The following is a 16,787-nucleotide window of genomic DNA, read 5'->3' on the forward strand; positions in this document are numbered from 1 at the left end:
TGCTATCACATACGGTGCTCGGGTTGGCATTGGTGTCGCGCGGGAGGACAGTGACGATGAGCAAGTTCGACAGCTGGAAGCGGACTGTCGCCTCTCGGATACGGGGCGAGCGGCGGGATGCGGGAGCCGGGTTCGTGGAGTATGCGGGCCTGATGATCATCATTGCGGGGATCTTCACGTTGATCGACAGCCTGGGGCTGGACAACCTGATCTCGACGGCGATCCTCAACGCGGTCAACGATGTGATCGGCGGCTGACCTCGGCGCAACTGCGGAGTGACGACGGGCAGACCCTCCCGATCTACATCTGGTTGACGGGGATCCTGCTCTTCGCCGCCTTAGCTTTCTTCGCGTTTGCCCTGGCAGCGTCCGCCCGCAATGGAGCTCAGTCCGCGGCGGACGCTGCGGCGTTGGCGGCAGCGCAGGACGCCCGTGACGAGCTGATGGACAAGCTCGGGGCCGCCATCGGTCAGGACGACAACTGGCTGGAGTGGCTCGACGGGGTACAGGGTCCTGATGGATTGGGGGCCGACGCCGCGGCCCAGCAGTTGGCTGCCGAGAACGACTCGACGCTTCGAGGCCTGCAGGCTGTCGAGAGGAACGGCTATCCCGGGTACCAGGCCGATATCCAGACCAACTACACGGTCGGCAGGTCGATCATTCCCGGCACCGAGACCAGGCACGCGACCGCGCACGCCGTCGCCGTCATCCAGCCGCGCTGTGACTTCGATCCGGCCGCGGACCCCAAGAAGCCCGTTGAGCTGAGCTGCGACGGCGAGACCGTCAACATCGACCCCGGAAATTTCGATCCGGTCGACCTTCCGGACGCGTCCGTTCTGTTCTCTGTGCATCTGGCCGAGTGAGAGGAAGCCGTACCGATGGACTTTCGGCACACCATGAAGGGCCGCAGGGCGCTGAGCGCGGTGGCGATCACGACTGGGTTGCTCTTCACGGTGGCCGGCTGTGGCGGTGGAGACGGCGCGAAGGACGACAAGGGAACGTCGTCCTCTCCGCCCGTGAAGAGCAGTACTGGGGGAGACACGGCGCAGTCGAAGACGCCGGAGTCCGTTCCGCCGCTGGCTGAGGTCAAAGGCGAGAACGGCCTGACACTCACGGTCACCTCCGCCAAGCGCGACGGGGGAGGCTTCGTGACTGTTGAAGGGACGGTCACGAACAACACCGACAACATCTGGATCGCAGGAAACTGGCGTGGAGACGAGCGAGAGTTGGCGAAGAACGGCGCCTCCATCGCGGGTGCCACTCTGATCGACCAGAAGGGCAAGAAAAAGTACTTCATCCTCCGGGACACGTCCGGCCGTTGTCTGTGCACGCAGTTCACCGGGGGGGTCAAGCAGGGCGCGACCACCGACTGGTTCGCCCAGTTCCCCGCCCCACCCGCCGGTAGCGACGACGTCGATTTCCAGGTCGGCTCCATGCCCCCGCCTCCATCCAGATCTCCGAGGGCGAGTAGCCATGGCCCTCCCACCCCGCTCCGCCGCGACGACGCTCACGGCCCTCGCCGTACTGGTCGCCCTCGGTCTCCCCGGCCCGGCGTACGCCGACGGCACCGACCCCAGCGTGCCCCCGGGCAGCGTCACCACGTCGCCTCCGCCTTCGGTGGACGCCACCAGCCCAGGCCTCAAACTCGCCGACGGCGCCACCCTCGCCCCCGCCAAGGTGCTGGACATCAAGTCGGTGGTGGAGGACCTCGGAGGGGAGGAGCGGCGTGAGGACACCAACTCGGACGTGACGTTCGCGCTGCAGGCCGAAGTCCTCTTCCCCAAGGACAGTTCGAAACTGAACCCGGACGCCCGCGCGCGCATCGACGCGATCGCGGACGAGATCAAGGCTCAGAAGGCGACGACGGTCAGGGTCTTCGGTTTCACCGACGACCTCGGCTCGTACGCCCACGGCCTGACCCTCTCCAAGAAGCGCGCGGAGATCGTCCACGACGAGCTGGCGGCGGCGCTCGGTTCGACGGACGTCACCTTCGAGGTGCGTGGCTACAGCGAGGACTATCCGATCGCGGACAACACCTCGGAGCAGGGCCGCCGGAAGAACCGCCGTGTCGAGGTGACCTTCCCGCGCGGCGCGTCGAGCGGTACCTCGTCGGGGACCCAGAGCTGAGAGCGTGCTGCCATGAGAAAGATCGTGCTGATGATGTCGGTGTCCCTCGACGGGTACATCGAGGGACCGCACCGCGAGATCGACTGGCACCGGGTCGACGCAGAACTGCACCGGCACTTCAACGAGGAGATCAGCCGCTTCGGCGCCCTGCTGGACGGCCGGGTGACGCACGAGCTGATGGCCGCGTACTGGCCGACCGCCGACCAGGACCCCGCGAGCACCCCCACCGAGGCCGAGTTCGCCGGGATCTGGCGGGACATCCCGAAGATCGTCTACTCACGGACGCTGGAGCGGGCCGACTGGAACACCACCGTGGTACGGGACGTCGTACCGGAGGAGGTCCGGGCGCTCAAGGAGCAGCCGGGCGGGGACCTGGGTCTGGGCGGCGCCGACCTCGCCGCCGCGTTCCTGCGGCACGACCTGGTCGACGAGTTCCGGATCTACGTCCATCCGGTGCTGATCGGCGCCGGGAAACCCCTGTTCCCGCAGGCGGACGCCCTGACCGCGCTGCAGCTCACGGAGACCCGCACCTTCGGCAACGGGGTCGTACTCCTGCGGTACGAGCGAGTGCCGGCGGGGCAAGTGTGAAGCATTGATGTGAGGTGTCCTTCGAGTGATCGACGCTCACGGCACCGTTGCTACGGTAAGGACGCGGTAAGGGGGACGGCCGCTCATGGGCCGTGACCAGCTGCCGCAGTACAAAAATCGCGGAAATCACGGGGACAGCAGGGAACGCGGGAGGGCGCGAGTCGCATGGCCTGGGACGAGTGGGAGAAGCTGAAGGCCGACGCGGCCCGGCGGAGCACGACGCACATGCGGCTGAACCAACTGCCCGCCGACCCGGGCGGCGGTGGCGGCGCCGATCTCGTGGTCAACCAGGACGACCTGGGAGCCGTGGGCCACGAGGCGTTCATCCTCTACGGGGAGCTCCACAAGAAGACGGACATCGCGGGGGCCGGCGCCGACAAGGGGGGCGCGGGCTCGACGATGCAGTCCGCCGCCGCCCTGAAGTCCCACGGCTTCGAGATGGGCGGGGCTCTGGAGCAGACGGTCTCGGTGTGGACCTCCCAGGCCAAGTCGGTGCTCCAGGCGTGCGCGCACATCTCCAACCACCTGGACTTCAGCAAGAAGCTGCACGCGGAGCAGGACGCCGAGATCGCGGCCGTGCTCCAGGGCCGGGACGGCTCGGCCGAGTCGGTGTCCGAACTCGACAAGTACTTCAAGTAGGGGCGCCCGGATGGCACTCACGTTCACGGACCTCGTCGAGGTCGACCTGGGCAGGCTCGCCACCGCCGTCACCGACTGGAAGAACACCGTCGACGGTCTCAAGACCCAGGCCGAGAACGCCCGCAAGGGCATGCAGGCCAAGTCCGACGCCGCCCGCTGGGCCGGGGTGAACGCCACGGTGACACGGGAGTTCGTGGGCAAGACGACCAAGGAGATAGCCGACCTCCACACCGAGGCCAACAGCATCTACCAGGTCCTCGACGACGCCCACACGGAACTCGCCGCCCTGCAGAAGCAGATCAGGACCGCGGTCCAGACGGACGCCCCCGCCCTCGGCATCCGCGTCGAGGACATCGGCGACGGCAAGGTCCGCTGCTTCTTCCCGCACATCCGGGGCGACACGGACGAACGGACGCAGGAACAGCTCGACGCCAGGCAGGAGTTGGAGGGCCGTGTCAACGGACTCCTCGCCCACGCCTCGGAGATCGACGCGTCGGTGGCCCGCGCCCTGCGCAAGAGCCACGGCGGCGATCCGCACAACGCCGGGCACAGCGCGTACGAGTCCCTGAACGACGCCCAGGTCGAACGCGCGCTGGAACTCGCCCACAAGGGCGACAAGATGACCGACCAGGAGCTGGCCGAACTCAACCGGCTGATCCGCTGCAACGGGCGTGAGAAGGACGGCGAGTTCGCCACCGAGTTCTACGAGGGACTCGGCGGGCCGGAGAAGACGCTGGAGTTCTACGCCGAGATGTCCATCGACGGGACCGGCGGGGAGGCGACCAAGGTCCGGCTGGACGCCGTACGCGACCTCCAGCAGAACATGGGCTTCGCGCTGGCCAACGCGACCGACCCGGACACCGCGCACCACCTGCCGGGCAGCTGGGGCGCCGACTTCCGCCGCCTCGGCACCCAGGAGATCGGCTGGGAAAAGGGCCAGTGGAACAAGCCGTACGGATACCAGGTCCTCGGCGGACTCCTTCGCTACGGGAACTACGACGCCCGCTTCATCAACCCGATCGCGGAGCACATCACCCAGCTCCACAAGGAAGACCCGTACCGCTTCCTCAACAACAAGCCGATGGGCAGCGAGGACATCTACGGCTTCAACCCCTCCGGCCGGCTCGGCACCGGCAACGACCCGCTCAACAGTGTCCTGGAGGCGCTCGGCCACAGCCCGGAGGCCTCGGAGAAGTTCTTCACCGATCCGCCCACCGCGTACAACGAGGACGGCACGGTCAAGACGGGCGGCAAGGTCGGGTTCGACACGTATCTCGACCTGTTCACCGACAAGGACTTCGAGTGGACCGTCGACACCAACGACACCAACATCCTCGCCGACGAGGACAAGACCAAGACCGCGCTGGGCTACGGCCCGCAGGCGCTGGGCCACGCCCTTGAATCGGCGACGACGGGCCGCCCGTACGACAGCGACGACACCGCGGACGCGATCCGGCACACGCCGGAGCGGGCCCAACTCGTCAACGACATCGTGAACAAGCTCGGCGAAGACCCCGGACTGATCCGGCACAACGAGAACGGGGACATCGACGAGGAGAGCGGCCCGCTGTACGCCATGCGGGGAAGCCTCGGGGACATCACCGCCGAGTACATGGGGGACTTCCAGTCGTCCCTTGCCGGAGGAGGGGAGCAGTTCACGTCCTTCGGGGAATCAGCCCGGCTGAACCCGGAGTTCGCACACCGGTTCCTGGCGGAAGTCGGCCAGGACCCGGATGCCTATGCCTCCATCACCAGTGCTCAACAGGCGTACACAGCGAATGTTGTGAACGACGTGATCAACGGTGACAGCGACTCGTCCGTCTCGGACGCCGAGCGGCTGCGCAACGCCACGCGCGCGGGGGGAATCGTCGCGGGCGTCATGAGTGAATCGCGGGCCGACGCCGTACTCGACTACCACACAGCGTCGGACAAGGAGTTCAACGAAGCCGCCGCCGACAAGCAGAAGTGGGCGGACCGTCTCCTCGGCATGGGAATCGACAAGGCCGCCGAACGCGTGCCGGTTCTTGGCGCTCCTCTTGAGTGGGCTTCCGAGGACATTCAGGAGTCCATCATGAAGAGCATCGAGAAGGACTCCTCGGACCAGGCCGAAGGGGATGCGACGCGGACCTATCACGAGGGCCGCTCGGCGGTGATGGACTCGGCGAGGACCGCTGTGGGCGCGGCCACCCGTAACAGCGGCTTCAACGCGGACACCATCAACGACCTCAAGAACTCGGCGGCGAACGGCGCGGACGACGGACACACCGCCGGCGCCACGATGGAAAGCGCGGGAGACGCATCGTGATCAGACACAAGGCCGTCGGCGTGCTCGGCGCACTCGCCCTGCTGCCACTCGTCGGGTGCTCCAGCGGCGACGACAAGGCCTACGCGGTTCCGGACAAGCTCTGCGGTGTTCCGGCGAAGCCGGCACTCACCAAGGAATTGCTGCCGGGGGGTGACAAGCTGAGGGTCGTCAAGTCACAGACGGCCAATGCGGCCCCGGACCAGTACTGCACGGTGCACGTGGACGGCGATATCGAGCTCGTTGTCGAAGGTATCTGGCAGCCTGCCGGGACCACCGCCGAGCAAGCTGCCGACAAGGCCCACGCCTTCAACTCACGTTCGGCCGACGAGGGACGCTTCGCGCTGGAGGACCACAAGGCGTTCACCGTGGTCGACTGCAAGAACACCAAGTACAAGTCTGAGCGGTTCTCCATCGAGGCGCGGTTGATCCACTCAGACGGAGACATGAGCAAAAAGCTCCAACGCTTCCTCGACCCGTTCTCCGAGGCCTACCGCAAGACCCTCCCCTGCGAGTCCTGAAACCAGTCGCCCAACACCCCTGCCTTCCGATACGAGGAACCCATGACCACTCTCGGCGCCGTCCTCCGCCCCCAGTTGCCCCCGGAACGTCTCCGAGACGTCGCCCGGCTCGCGGATGACGTGGGGCTGGAGGAGTTGTGGCTGTGGGAGGACTGTTTCCGGGAGGGCGGGATCTCGGCGGCCGCCGCCGCGCTCGCCTGGACCGAGCGCCTGCGCGTCGGGGTCGGCCTGCTGCCGGTGCCCCTGCGCAACGTGGCGGTCGTCGCCATGGAGGCCGCCACCCTGCACCGGATGTTCCCGGGCCGGGCCGTGCTCGGCGTCGGGCACGGCGTACAGGAGTGGATGGGGCAGGTCGGAGCACGGCCCGAGTCGCCGCTGACCCTGCTGCGCGAGCACCTCGACGCCCTGCGCGCGCTGCTCCGGGGCGAGCGCCTCAGCACGCGCGGACGGTACGTCACCCTGGACGACGTCGCCCTCGACTGGCCCCCGTCCACCCCCGTGCCGGTACTCGCCGGCGCCACCGGACCGCGTACGCTCCGGCTCGCCGGGGAGGCCGCCGACGGCACCGTCCTCACCTCGTCGACCACGCCGGACGGCGTACGGCGCGCACGCCGGCTCATCGACGAGGGGCGCGCGTCCGCCGGCCGCAGCGACCCGCACCGGGTCGTCGTGTATCTCCTCACCGCCACCGGACCCGACGCCGACGCCCGGCTCAAGGCCGAGTTCGAGTCGGAGGGCCTCGGCCCGGTCCCGGACCTCGGCGTCGCGGGAGACGCGGGCGCCGTCGCCGCGGCCGTACGGCGGCTCGCGGACGCCGGGGCCGACGCGGTGATCCTCCAGCCCACGGGCGACGAACCCGATCCCGAGGGGTTCGTGCGGTTCGCGGCCGAGGAGGTGCGGGCGCTCGTCCCGTAGACCGAGGGCGCGACCGCCGAGCACGCGGCCGCCGGGCGGCGGCCCCAGCCGGCGGCAGACCCGATGTCAGTGCCGGGTGCCAGACTTGCGGGCATGACAGAGGACAGCGTGCGGTTGCGGGACGTCGTGGAGGCCGACCTGGAGGCCTTCCTCGTGTACGAGCACGACCCCGAGGCCCTGCGGCGTTCGAGGTTCACGCCACGGCCGCGGGACGCCTTCATGCGCCACTGGAAGGAGCGGATCCTCGGGGACGCGACCGGCCTGGTGCAGGCGGTCGTCGTGGACGAGGAGGTGGCGGGCAACATCGTCGCCTGGTGGGAGGACGACCGGCGGTTCATCGGCTACTGGCTGGGCCGCCCGTACTGGGGCCGTGGCATCGGGGGCAGGGCCCTCGGCCTGTTCCTCGGCATCGAGCGGAACCGGCCCCTGTACGCCGACCCCTTCACCGAGAACACCGCCTCGGTCCGCCTGCTGGAGAAGCACGGCTTCCGGCACACCGGGACGGTGCGGCACGGCGAGGACGAACACGCCCTGCTGGTCCTGGAGCAGACTGGCGGGACCGCGGGGGAGGAGCCGCCCGAGCGCCCGTGACCCCTCGTCCGCCGGGTCGGGAGCGCCGACGTCCGCCTCAGTCCGGCCGGTGACCCCCCGTGCTCCCGTCGATCAGCTCCCGCACGATGTCCATGTGCCCCACGTGCCGGGCCGTCTCCTCGACCATGTGGATGAGGACCCAGCGCAGGGAGACCGTCGTGCCGTGCCACGACGTGCCCACGTCGTCGAGGGACAGTTCGGCGATCGTGCGGTCGGCGGCGGCGCGGGCACGGCCGTAGAACTCCACGATCTGCGCCGTCGTCTCCCCCTGCCCCGCGCGCATGTCCTCCTCCGAGGCCGGGTCGAACCAGAGCGGCTCGGTGGCACGCCCGAAGGTCGAGCAGAACCAGCCGTACTCGACGGACGCGAGGTGCTTCACCAGGCCCAGCAGGTTCGTGCCCGACGGTGTCATCGCCCGCCTCAGCCGCTCGTCGTCGAGCCCCTCCAGCTTCCAGAGCACGGCGTCCCGATGCCGGTCGAGACTCGCGTGCAGGCTCTCCTTCTCGCCGCCCGTGTACGGCATGTGCCCGGCCCTGGTCCTCGTCGTCATGCCCGGAACGTAGCAGCGGCCACCGACACCGTCAGGCGGCGGAAATCGCCTCGCTTCCGTGGGCAGCCGTTGGGAGGATCGCCGGCATGACCGTTCCGCGTACCTTCGAAGCCCTCGTCGCCGAGGCCGCGGCGGCGTCCGTCGAGGGCTGGGACTTCTCCTGGTTCGAGGGCCGCGCCACCGAACAGCGGCCCTCCTGGGGGTACGCGCGGGCGATGGGGGAGCGGCTGGCGCCGGCCGCCGCCGCGCTGGACATCCAGACCGGCGGCGGCGAAGTCCTCGCCTCCGCGCCGAAACTGCCCCCGGTCATGGTCGCCACCGAGGGCTGGCCGCCGAACCTGGCCAAGGCCACCACCCTGCTCCAGCCGCGCGGCGCCGTGGTCGTCGCCGCCTCCGAGGACGCGCCGCTGCCCTTCGCCGACGGAGCCTTCGACCTGGTCACCAGCCGGCACCCCGTCAGCACCCACTGGGCCGAGACCGCCCGTGTCCTGCGCCCCGGCGGCACGTACTTCTCCCAGCAGGTCGGTCCCGCGAGCGTCTTCGAACTGGTCGAGCACTTCCTCGGGCCGCAGCCGGAGGAGGTCAGGAACGCCCGGCACCCCGACCGGGCCCGCGCCGCCGCGGAGTCCGCCGGGCTCGACGTCGTCGGTCTGCGTGCGGAGCGGCTGCGCGTCGAGTTCCTCGACATCGGAGCCGTCGTCCACTTCCTGCGCAAGGTGATCTGGATGGTCCCCGGCTTCACCGTCGACCGGTACCGGCCCCAACTCCGCTCCCTGCACGAACGGATCGAGACGGAGGGACCGTTCGTCGCCCACAGCACCCGCTTCCTGATCGAGGCGCGGAAGCCGCGGCCGTAGGAATCAGGGCCGCCGCCGTCGACGCGGCCGTCCGGAGGGGCGGCTCGGTGAGACCCTCCGCACCGCCCCGGTCCGAGGGCGAACGGGATGATCGACACCTGCCGGAACCGATTGACCGAAAACGCCCTGATGCGGGCCGTCATGTGCGAGATGTTCCTCCGGATGGCGGACCGGCTCACGGGGTTTCCACATCGTTATCGAGGGCGCCTCGCTCTGGTTGATCGCCTCGCGTAGGTTCAGACCAAGGTAATTCGCGTGAGCAAAGCTGCGCGTGTGTGGCACCGCGCGGTGGAGGGGGCTGCGCGGTGCCGCGTCCGGCGCATGGTCAGCGGCCGTGCAGGGTGACCTGGGCCCCGCGCCGCACACCCCACCGCTCCATCGCCCCGGCCTCCGCCTCCAGGACGTACCGGGAACGCGGACGGGGGAGCCCCAGCCGGCCCGGCCGCATCGTCCGCACCGCCAGGACCCTGAGTCCCCGGTCCAGGTACGCGACATCGATCGTGAACCGCATGCCCAGGGTGTGCACCGCACTCGCCGGCCCGAGCAGCAACGCCCCCTCGACCCCGTCCCGTCCGAGCAGACCGCGACGCCGGGCCCGCGCCGACTCGGCGAGTTCCAGCGGCACGGGTTCGGACGTCCGTTCCGTGGTGAACATGACCATGGCTGTGAAGTTAGCGCCGTCGTCAAGCGGGCGACGCGGACGCGCGTCACTCTCCCGGAGTACGTAGGGGCGGGCGGTGCGGGGGTCGCCAGGGGGCGCGGACCCCATGGATCCCCCTGATTCCCTGTGGATTCCTCCGAATACCGCGTGATTCCCTTTGAATCCGTTGTGATTCGGCCAAGATCACGGCCTGAATGAGGGCTTCCGCACTCACCGTGGCGTCGTCGGGCGGTTTCGGAGAGTAGTTGTGGCACGCCGATGCACGCAGCATCACTTACGAAGGGTTATGGTGGAAACCCCCCCTCGGGCCGGTCCGTCTCCCCCCCACGGACCGGCCCGTTTTTTTGTGCCCCGACACGGCGGCCCGCCGGGCCGGTGTCTGCGCCCCCGTGCGCCCCCCTGACCTCGGGGACACGAGGGCGGTGACTCACTGCCGTCCGGCCCAGATGTTCGTCCCCGGCGTCGACACCGCGAAGGTGTCGATCTCCTTCAGCTCCTCGTCCGTGAGCCTCGGACCGGCCAGCGCCGCCACGTTCTCCTCGAGCTGCGCCACGCTGGACGCGCCGATGAGGGCGGAGGTCATCCGCTCGTCACGCAGCACCCAGGTGAGCGCGAGCTGGGCGAGGGACTGGCCGCGGCGGGCCGCGATGGCGTTCAGCCCCTTCAGCCGGCGCAGCACCTCGTCGCTCAGCAGCTGCGGGTCCAGCGACTTGCCCTGCGTGGCCCGCGAGCCCTCCGGGATGCCCTGGAGGTATTTGCCCGTCAGCAGGCCCTGCGCGAGCGGCACGAAGGAGATGCAGCCCATGCCGGCCGCCTCCAGCGTGTCGAGCAGGCCGTCGTCCTCGGTCCAGCGGTTGATCATCGAGTACGAGGGCTGGTGGATGAGCGGCCGTACACCCATTGAGGTGAGGATCCGGGCCGCTTCCGCGGTCTGCTCGCTGCTGTACGAGGAGACGCCGACGTACAGCGCCTTGCCCTGCTGGACGGCGGACGCGAGCGCGCCCATCGTCTCCTCCAGCGGGGTGTCCGGATCGAAGCGGTGCGAGTAGAAGATGTCGACGTGGTCGACGCCCATCCGCTTCAGCGAGGCGTCCAGGGAGGACAGCAGGTACTTGCGGGAGCCCCACTCGCCGTACGGGCCGGGGTGCATCAGGTACCCCGCCTTGGTGGAGATGACCAGCTCGTCCCGGTACGGCGCGAAGTCCTGCTTCAGGAGCTTGCCGAAGTTGAGCTCCGCCGAGCCGGGCGGCGGCCCGTAGTTGTTCGCCAGGTCGAAGTGCGTCACGCCGAGGTCGAAGGCGCGGCGCAGGATCGCGCGCTGCGAGTCGAGCGAGCGGTCGTCGCCGAAGTTGTGCCAGAGGCCGAGCGACACGGCCGGCAGCTTCAGGCCACTGCTTCCGGTGCGCCGGTATTCCATCGAGTCGTACCGCTCCGTCGAGGCGCGGTAAAGAGGCTGGTCGTTCATGGGTACGAACCTATGCCAGGGTGCCGGAACCCGTCGGGGGAGGCCCGCGGGAGGCCCGCGGGGGGCCCGGGGGTGGGCTTCGGCAGGACATGGCCGGGGGTAGGCTTCGCCCCCGGGGACCGCCATCGGGACAGGGGTTGCGCCGAGCGAGGCCGCTCGGGCGCGCCGGTCCGATCCGCACGGAGGGGCTGACAACACGTGAACCTGCGGGACAACCTGCGCCGTCTGCTGCTCAGGTTCTATACACGCAGGGTGGAGGGCCACCTCGACCACGACCAGGTGCCCAAGCACATCGGGGTCATCATGGACGGCAACCGGCGCTGGGCGAAGGCGGCCGGCAACACCGCCGCCCAGGGCCACCGGGCCGGAGCCGACAAGATCGAGGAGTTCCTCGGCTGGTGCTCCGAGACGGACGTCGAGGTCGTCACGCTCTGGCTGCTTTCGACCGACAACTTCGACCGCCCCGAGGACGAGCTCGTCCCGCTGCTGGGCATCATCGAGGGCGTCGTGCGCACCCTGGCCACCGACGGCCGCTGGCGCGTGCACCACGTCGGCACGCCCGATCTGCTGCCCTCCCCGATGCAGACGGCCCTCAAGGAGGCCGAGGAGGCCACCGCGCACGTCGACGGGATACTGGTCAACGTCGCCATCGGCTACGGCGGCCGCCAGGAGATCGCCGACGCGGTCCGCTCGATGCTCCTCGACGCCGCGGACAAGGGCGCCTCGCTCGCCGACGTGGCCGACTCCGTCGACATCGACCTCATCGGCAAGCACCTGTACACGAGTGCCCAGCCCGATCCGGACCTGGTGATCCGTACCAGCGGCGAACAGCGCCTGTCCGGGTTCATGCTCTGGCAGACCGCCCATTCGGAGTACTACTTCTGCGAAGTCTTCTGGCCCGCCTTCCGCAAGGTCGATTTCCTGCGCGCCCTGCGTGACTACGCGGCGCGACACCGCCGCTACGGCGGCTGATCCACGGGGTCACCCGGGATGCCGCGAGGGACATACGTCATCCGGAGTTAACGAACGCGTGGTCACATGCTCTTGCATGGCCATGCGCGTTCGAGGGCATAAGCCATGCAGGTCGACGCCCGAACCACGGGTGTCGTATCTCAGCGGACGGCACGGGGCCGTCCGCCCGGGAGGCCCTTTGCACCAGCCCGACCGTGCGGTCACAGCACGGACGAAGTGGAGGGCCGGTCCCCGGCCCGCGCAGCGTGGCCGTCGACCGGTCCAGATCTCCTTCGTCGCTCCCCGACCTCATCCGAGGGGGTACGTCCTTCCGTGGTGACCAGCACAAAGCGCCGTATGCCAGACCGGCGCACCTATGTTCTCGACACCAGCGTCCTGCTGGCCGATCCCAATGCCCTGAGCCGCTTCGACGAGCACGAGGTAGTGCTGCCGATCGTCGTGGTCACGGAGCTGGAGGCCAAGAGGCACCATCCCGAGCTCGGCTACTTCGCCCGGCAGGCCCTCCGCCTGCTCGACGAGTTCCGGGTACGGTTCGGCCGCCTCGACGCCCCCATTCCGATCGGGGAACTGGGCGGGACCGTACGTGTCGAGCTCAACCACTCGGACCCCAGCGTCCTGCCCAGCGGGTACCGCCTGGGGGACAACGACTCCCGCATCCTCGCGGTCGCCCGCAACCTGCAGGCCGAGGGGTACGACGTCACTGTCGTATCGAAGGATCTGCCGCTCAGGATCAAGGCCTCGTCCGTCGGTCTCCTCGCCGAGGAGTACCGCGCGGAACTCGCCATCACGGGCTCCTCCGGCTGGACCGGAATGTCCGAACTGACCCTGTCGGGCGAACAGGTGGACCTCCTCTTCGAGGAGGGACACGTCTACGTCCCCGAGGCGTCCGACCTTCCGGTGCACACCGGCCTGACGATCCAGTCGGAGCGCGGCAAGGCCCTCGGCCGCGTCACGTCCGAGGGCAACGTCCGCCTGGTGCGCGGCGATCGGGAGGCATTCGGTATCAAGGGCCGCAGCGCCGAGCAGCGCATCGCGCTCGATCTGCTGCTCGATCCGGACATCGGGATCCTGTCGATGGGAGGCCGGGCCGGCACCGGCAAGTCCGCGCTCGCGCTCTGCGCGGGCCTGGAGGCCGTCCTGGAGCGGCGCCAGCACCAGAAGGTGATGGTCTTCCGGCCGCTGTACGCGGTGGGCGGGCAGGAGCTGGGCTATCTGCCCGGTTCCGAGTCCGAGAAGATGAGCCCCTGGGCGCAGGCGGTGTTCGACACACTGTCGGCGGTCACCTCGCGGGAGGTCATCGAGGAGGTCACCGCGCGCGGCATGCTGGAGGTCCTGCCGCTCACGCACATCCGCGGCCGCTCGCTGCACGACGCCTTCGTGATCGTGGACGAGGCACAGTCGCTGGAACGGAACGTGCTGCTGACCGTTCTGTCCCGGATCGGCGCCAATTCACGGGTGGTTCTCACCCATGACGTGGCACAACGGGACAACCTGCGTGTCGGCCGGTACGACGGAGTGGTCGCCGTCGTCGAGAAGTTGAAGGGCCACCCGCTCTTCGCGCACGTGACGCTGAACCGTTCCGAGCGGTCCCAGATCGCGGCGCTCGTGACCGAAATGCTGGAGGACGGACAGATCTGACCGCACCTGGCACCGCCTGTTCCCTTCTGACCGTACTTGGTCAAAAGGTGGCGGGTACACCGTAGTTGGCGCCGTCCGGCAGAAGGCGAAGAGCCTAGCCGGGCGGCGTCTTCGTGCGCGCTTGTTTCCGGAAAACCGCTGGGGCAAACGGGGTGTGAGCTTTCACACGCAACTGAGAATTGCCTCGACGCGTCGGGTTACGGCAGAGTCTCAGTCCTGTCAGGCCCCGCATACGACACACCTGTACCCCCAGCGGTACGGAACAACAGGAACCTCAGAACTCCATAGAGCCGTCGTATGCCGCCCGCGCACCATGCGGCGCTCCCCGAGAGGGAGTTGCCCACCGGGCCCGTGCCTCCCGTGACCATGCAGTGCGGAGGCCAGCGTCAGGGGCAAGATTGCGTCCGCGAGGGTCACCTAAGCGGGCGATGCTGGAAGGAAACCGTGTGAGCCGGATTTCGGTCCGGGGATTCGCAGTGGCTTCGGCCACCGCAGTCACCGCCGTCGGTGCCGTTACCGGTGTTGCCTCGGGCAGCACTGGACAGCCGTCGAACGACGCCGAGGCAACGGCGAGCGACTCGACCCTCCTCGCGGACATACCTGCGGGCCAGCAGGCCCAGGTGCAGACCGCGTCCCTGACGCAGCAGGCCGACGCACAGGCCATCGCCGCGGACGCGAGCGCCAAGAAGGACGCGGAGGAGGCCGCCCGTTTGCAGGCGGCCAAGGACGCGGTCGCCAAGCAGAAGGCTGCCGAAAAGGCCGAGAAGGAAGCCAAGGAGCGCAAGGCCGCCAAGGAAGCGGCCAGCCGCTCCGCGACGCGTGACGCCTCCACCTTCTCGGTTCAGGCCTCGTACACCACCGCGCAGATCCAGGCGATGGCGTCCTCGATGGTCCCGAGCGGGCAGTTCCAGTGCTTCAGCAACATCGTGGACCACGAGTCCAGCTGGAACTACCGGGCGGTCAACGCCTCTTCCGGTGCCTACGGTCTCTTCCAGGCCCTGCCCGGCTCCAAGATGTCGACCGTCGGTTCCGACTGGCAGACGAACCCGGCCACCCAGATCAAGTGGGGCCTCAACTACATGGACAGCCGCTACGGCAGCCCGTGCGAGGCCTGGTCGTTCTGGCAGGCCAACCACTGGTACTGAGCCCCACGCCGCACCCCGGCCGCTCAACCTTCTGAAGCCCCTCCCCGTCCTAGGGTGAGGGGCTTCGGCCATGTACGGTCGGAGCCGACGACTCCAGGGGGGGAGTGGTGGGGCGGAGCGGGGGAAGAGGACCGATCATGTCGCGAGTGCCAGGGTGGCTCGGCCGGCTCGGCGCCGGACTGACCGAGCTCGGGGAACGGTTGGACGAACGCCGCGCCGAGGTGGAGAAGGAGTCCTCGGGCGCGCTCGACACCGACGACCCCTTCGGCACCCGGGCCGTACGGGACGCGGAGAACTCCGCCGCTGCGACCGGGCGGCAGGACGCCGACGCCCACGGGGACGACGACGCGTACGGGGACGACCCGGACCGGGCGCGGACGCCCGCACCGGACTCCGCCGCCACGCCCGCTCCCGCGTCCCGGCACACCGTGCCCGCACCCACCTCTGCTCCCGACGCCCAGGCGTACGAAGGAGCGGCGCGCCCCGATCCTTCGATGGCGGTGCCGTGGGGTGTACGGGTCGCGGCCGAGGCCGGCTGGCGGCTGCTCGTCCTCGCGGGCACCCTGTGGGTGCTGATGCGCGTCATCAGCGCCGTACAACTGGTCGTCCTCGCCTTCGTCGCCGCGCTGCTCATCACCGCGCTGCTCCAGCCGACGGTGGCGCGCCTGAAGCGGGTCGGGTTCCCGAGGGGGCTCGCCACCGCGCTGACCGCGATCCTCGGCTTCGTCATCATGGGGCTGGTCGGCTGGTTCGTGGTCTGGCAGGTCCAGGAGAACATCGACAACCTCTCGGACCAGATCCAGGACGGCATCGACGAGTTGCGCAAGTGGCTCCTCAACAGCCCGTTCCATGTGACGGACAAACAGATCAACGAGATCGCCAAGAACCTGCGGGACGCGATCGGCGCGAACACCGACCAGATCACGTCGGCGGGGCTCGAAGGGGTCACGGTCATCGTGGAGGCGCTGACCGGCATCCTCCTCACGATGTTCTCGACGCTGTTCCTGCTGTACGACGGCAAGCGGATCTGGGAGTGGACGCTGAAGCTGGTGCCGGCGGCGGCGCGGCCCGGGGTGGCGGGAGCGGGGCCGCGTGCGTGGCGGACGCTGACGGCCTATGTGCGCGGCACGGTGATAGTGGCTCTGATCGACGCCATCTTCATCGGCCTCGGCATCTACTTCCTCGATGTGCCGATGGCCGTTCCGCTGGCCGTCTTCATCTTCCTCTTCGCGTTCATCCCGCTGGTCGGCGCGGTGGTGTCCGGGGCGCTGGCGGTCGTGGTCGCGGTCGTGACGCAGGGGGTGTTCACCGCGCTGATGACGCTGCTCGTGGTGCTCGCCGTGCAGCAGATCGAGGGCCACATCCTGCAGCCGTTCATTCTCGGGCGGGCGGTGCGGGTGCATCCGCTGGCGGTGGTGCTGTCCGTCGCCGCGGGTGGGCTGGTCGCGGGGATCGGGGGGCCGTGGTGGCCGTGCCGCTGGTGGCGGTCACCAACACGGTGGTCGGGTATCTGCGGTCGTATGCGCGGGAGCCGGGGCAGAGGCATGCGCCGGAGCCGCGCGGGGCCACGGCATCGGAACTCCCATCGTCCCGCCCACCTCGCTGACCCCGCTTCTTCCGCCCCTACCCGACCCGTCCCTGGGGCTCCGCCCCGGACCCCGCCAGGGGCGCTGCGCCCCTGGACCCCCGCTTCGCCCGAAGGGCTCGTCCTCAATCGCCGGACGGGCTGACATACCCAGCCCGTCCGGCGTTTGAGGACAAGGCCCTTAAGACCGACGGGGGTCTGGGGGCGGAGCCCCCAGGTACGGGGACGCATG

The 16,787-nt window shown here is 69.2% G+C and carries 16 protein-coding genes and 2 pseudogenes; 15 read left to right on the top strand and 3 right to left on the bottom strand.

Annotation, left to right across the window (positions count from 1 at the left end):
- Positions 1 to 56 precede the first annotated feature (56 nt).
- The 10 genes and pseudogenes from HEP85_RS25410 to HEP85_RS25455 all read left to right on the top strand — a co-directional run bounded on the left by HEP85_RS25410 (position 57) and on the right by HEP85_RS25455 (position 7,682).
- Complete coding sequence (locus HEP85_RS25410) at positions 57 to 257, top strand: hypothetical protein (protein ID WP_168529994.1); 201 nt, start codon at positions 57 to 59, stop codon at positions 255 to 257.
- 11 nt (positions 258 to 268) lie between these two features.
- Positions 269 to 862: a pilus assembly protein TadG-related protein gene (locus HEP85_RS25415; RefSeq protein WP_211118248.1), complete on the top strand. Its 594-nt coding sequence runs from the start codon at positions 269 to 271 to the stop codon at positions 860 to 862.
- A gap of 15 nt (positions 863 to 877) precedes the next feature.
- Positions 878 to 1,470, top strand: a pseudogene (locus HEP85_RS25420) (hypothetical protein).
- A gap of 2 nt (positions 1,471 to 1,472) precedes the next feature.
- On the top strand, positions 1,473 to 2,126 hold the full coding sequence (locus HEP85_RS25425) for an OmpA family protein (RefSeq protein WP_168529996.1): 654 nt from the start codon (positions 1,473 to 1,475) through the stop codon (positions 2,124 to 2,126).
- Positions 2,127 to 2,138: 12 nt separating this feature from the next.
- Positions 2,139 to 2,714, top strand: coding sequence for a dihydrofolate reductase family protein (locus HEP85_RS25430; protein ID WP_168529997.1), 576 nt, complete (start codon positions 2,139 to 2,141; stop codon positions 2,712 to 2,714).
- 165 nt (positions 2,715 to 2,879) lie between these two features.
- Positions 2,880 to 3,353, top strand: a complete 474-nt coding sequence (locus HEP85_RS25435) for a hypothetical protein (protein WP_168529998.1) — start codon at positions 2,880 to 2,882, stop codon at positions 3,351 to 3,353.
- Positions 3,354 to 3,363: 10 nt separating this feature from the next.
- A complete protein-coding gene (locus tag HEP85_RS25440) occupies positions 3,364 to 5,658 on the top strand; it encodes a hypothetical protein (RefSeq protein ID WP_168529999.1) in 2,295 nt (764 codons plus the stop codon).
- Complete coding sequence (locus HEP85_RS25445) at positions 5,655 to 6,176, top strand: hypothetical protein (protein WP_168530000.1); 522 nt, start codon at positions 5,655 to 5,657, stop codon at positions 6,174 to 6,176. The genes HEP85_RS25440 and HEP85_RS25445 overlap by 4 nt, the downstream gene beginning before the upstream one ends.
- A gap of 42 nt (positions 6,177 to 6,218) precedes the next feature.
- A complete protein-coding gene (locus HEP85_RS25450; protein ID WP_329527287.1) occupies positions 6,219 to 7,091 on the top strand; it encodes an LLM class flavin-dependent oxidoreductase in 873 nt (290 codons plus the stop codon).
- A 93-nt stretch (positions 7,092 to 7,184) separates the two neighbouring features.
- Positions 7,185 to 7,682, top strand: coding sequence for a GNAT family N-acetyltransferase (locus HEP85_RS25455; RefSeq protein ID WP_168530002.1), 498 nt, complete (start codon positions 7,185 to 7,187; stop codon positions 7,680 to 7,682).
- 37 nt (positions 7,683 to 7,719) lie between these two features.
- Here the strand turns inward: HEP85_RS25455 and HEP85_RS25460 are convergent, their stop codons facing one another.
- On the bottom strand, positions 7,720 to 8,232 hold the full coding sequence (locus HEP85_RS25460; RefSeq protein WP_248002072.1) for a DinB family protein: 513 nt from the start codon (positions 8,230 to 8,232) through the stop codon (positions 7,720 to 7,722).
- 86 nt (positions 8,233 to 8,318) lie between these two features.
- Between HEP85_RS25460 and HEP85_RS25465 the strand changes: the two genes are divergently transcribed.
- Positions 8,319 to 9,089: a class I SAM-dependent methyltransferase gene (locus HEP85_RS25465; RefSeq protein ID WP_365219792.1), complete on the top strand. Its 771-nt coding sequence runs from the start codon at positions 8,319 to 8,321 to the stop codon at positions 9,087 to 9,089.
- Between the two features lie 325 nt (positions 9,090 to 9,414).
- Here the strand turns inward: HEP85_RS25465 and HEP85_RS25470 are convergent, their stop codons facing one another.
- The gene (locus HEP85_RS25470) at positions 9,415 to 9,750 is read right to left on the bottom strand and encodes a DUF192 domain-containing protein (RefSeq protein WP_168530003.1); all 336 of its coding nucleotides are present in this window, start codon (positions 9,748 to 9,750) and stop codon (positions 9,415 to 9,417) included.
- Between the two features lie 427 nt (positions 9,751 to 10,177).
- Entirely contained in the window at positions 10,178 to 11,215 is a 1,038-nt protein-coding gene (gene mgrA, locus HEP85_RS25475) for an L-glyceraldehyde 3-phosphate reductase (protein WP_168530004.1), read from the bottom strand.
- Positions 11,216 to 11,413: 198 nt separating this feature from the next.
- On the opposite strand from mgrA, the gene HEP85_RS25480 reads away from it, so the two are divergent.
- The 4 genes and pseudogenes from HEP85_RS25480 (at position 11,414) to HEP85_RS25495 (ending at position 16,576) form a co-directional block, all read left to right on the top strand.
- A complete protein-coding gene (locus HEP85_RS25480; protein WP_168530005.1) occupies positions 11,414 to 12,187 on the top strand; it encodes an isoprenyl transferase in 774 nt (257 codons plus the stop codon).
- Between the two features lie 312 nt (positions 12,188 to 12,499).
- Positions 12,500 to 13,825: a PhoH family protein gene (locus tag HEP85_RS25485; protein ID WP_168530006.1), complete on the top strand. Its 1,326-nt coding sequence runs from the start codon at positions 12,500 to 12,502 to the stop codon at positions 13,823 to 13,825.
- Positions 13,826 to 14,253: 428 nt separating this feature from the next.
- The gene (locus HEP85_RS25490; RefSeq protein ID WP_168530007.1) at positions 14,254 to 14,970 is read left to right on the top strand and encodes a transglycosylase SLT domain-containing protein; all 717 of its coding nucleotides are present in this window, start codon (positions 14,254 to 14,256) and stop codon (positions 14,968 to 14,970) included.
- Positions 14,971 to 15,107: 137 nt separating this feature from the next.
- Positions 15,108 to 16,576 (top strand): annotated as a pseudogene (locus HEP85_RS25495) (AI-2E family transporter).
- Positions 16,577 to 16,787: the final 211 nt, after the last annotated feature.

Source organism: Streptomyces sp. RPA4-2 (assembly GCF_012273515.2).
GTDB lineage: Bacteria > Actinomycetota > Actinomycetes > Streptomycetales > Streptomycetaceae > Streptomyces > Streptomyces kaempferi.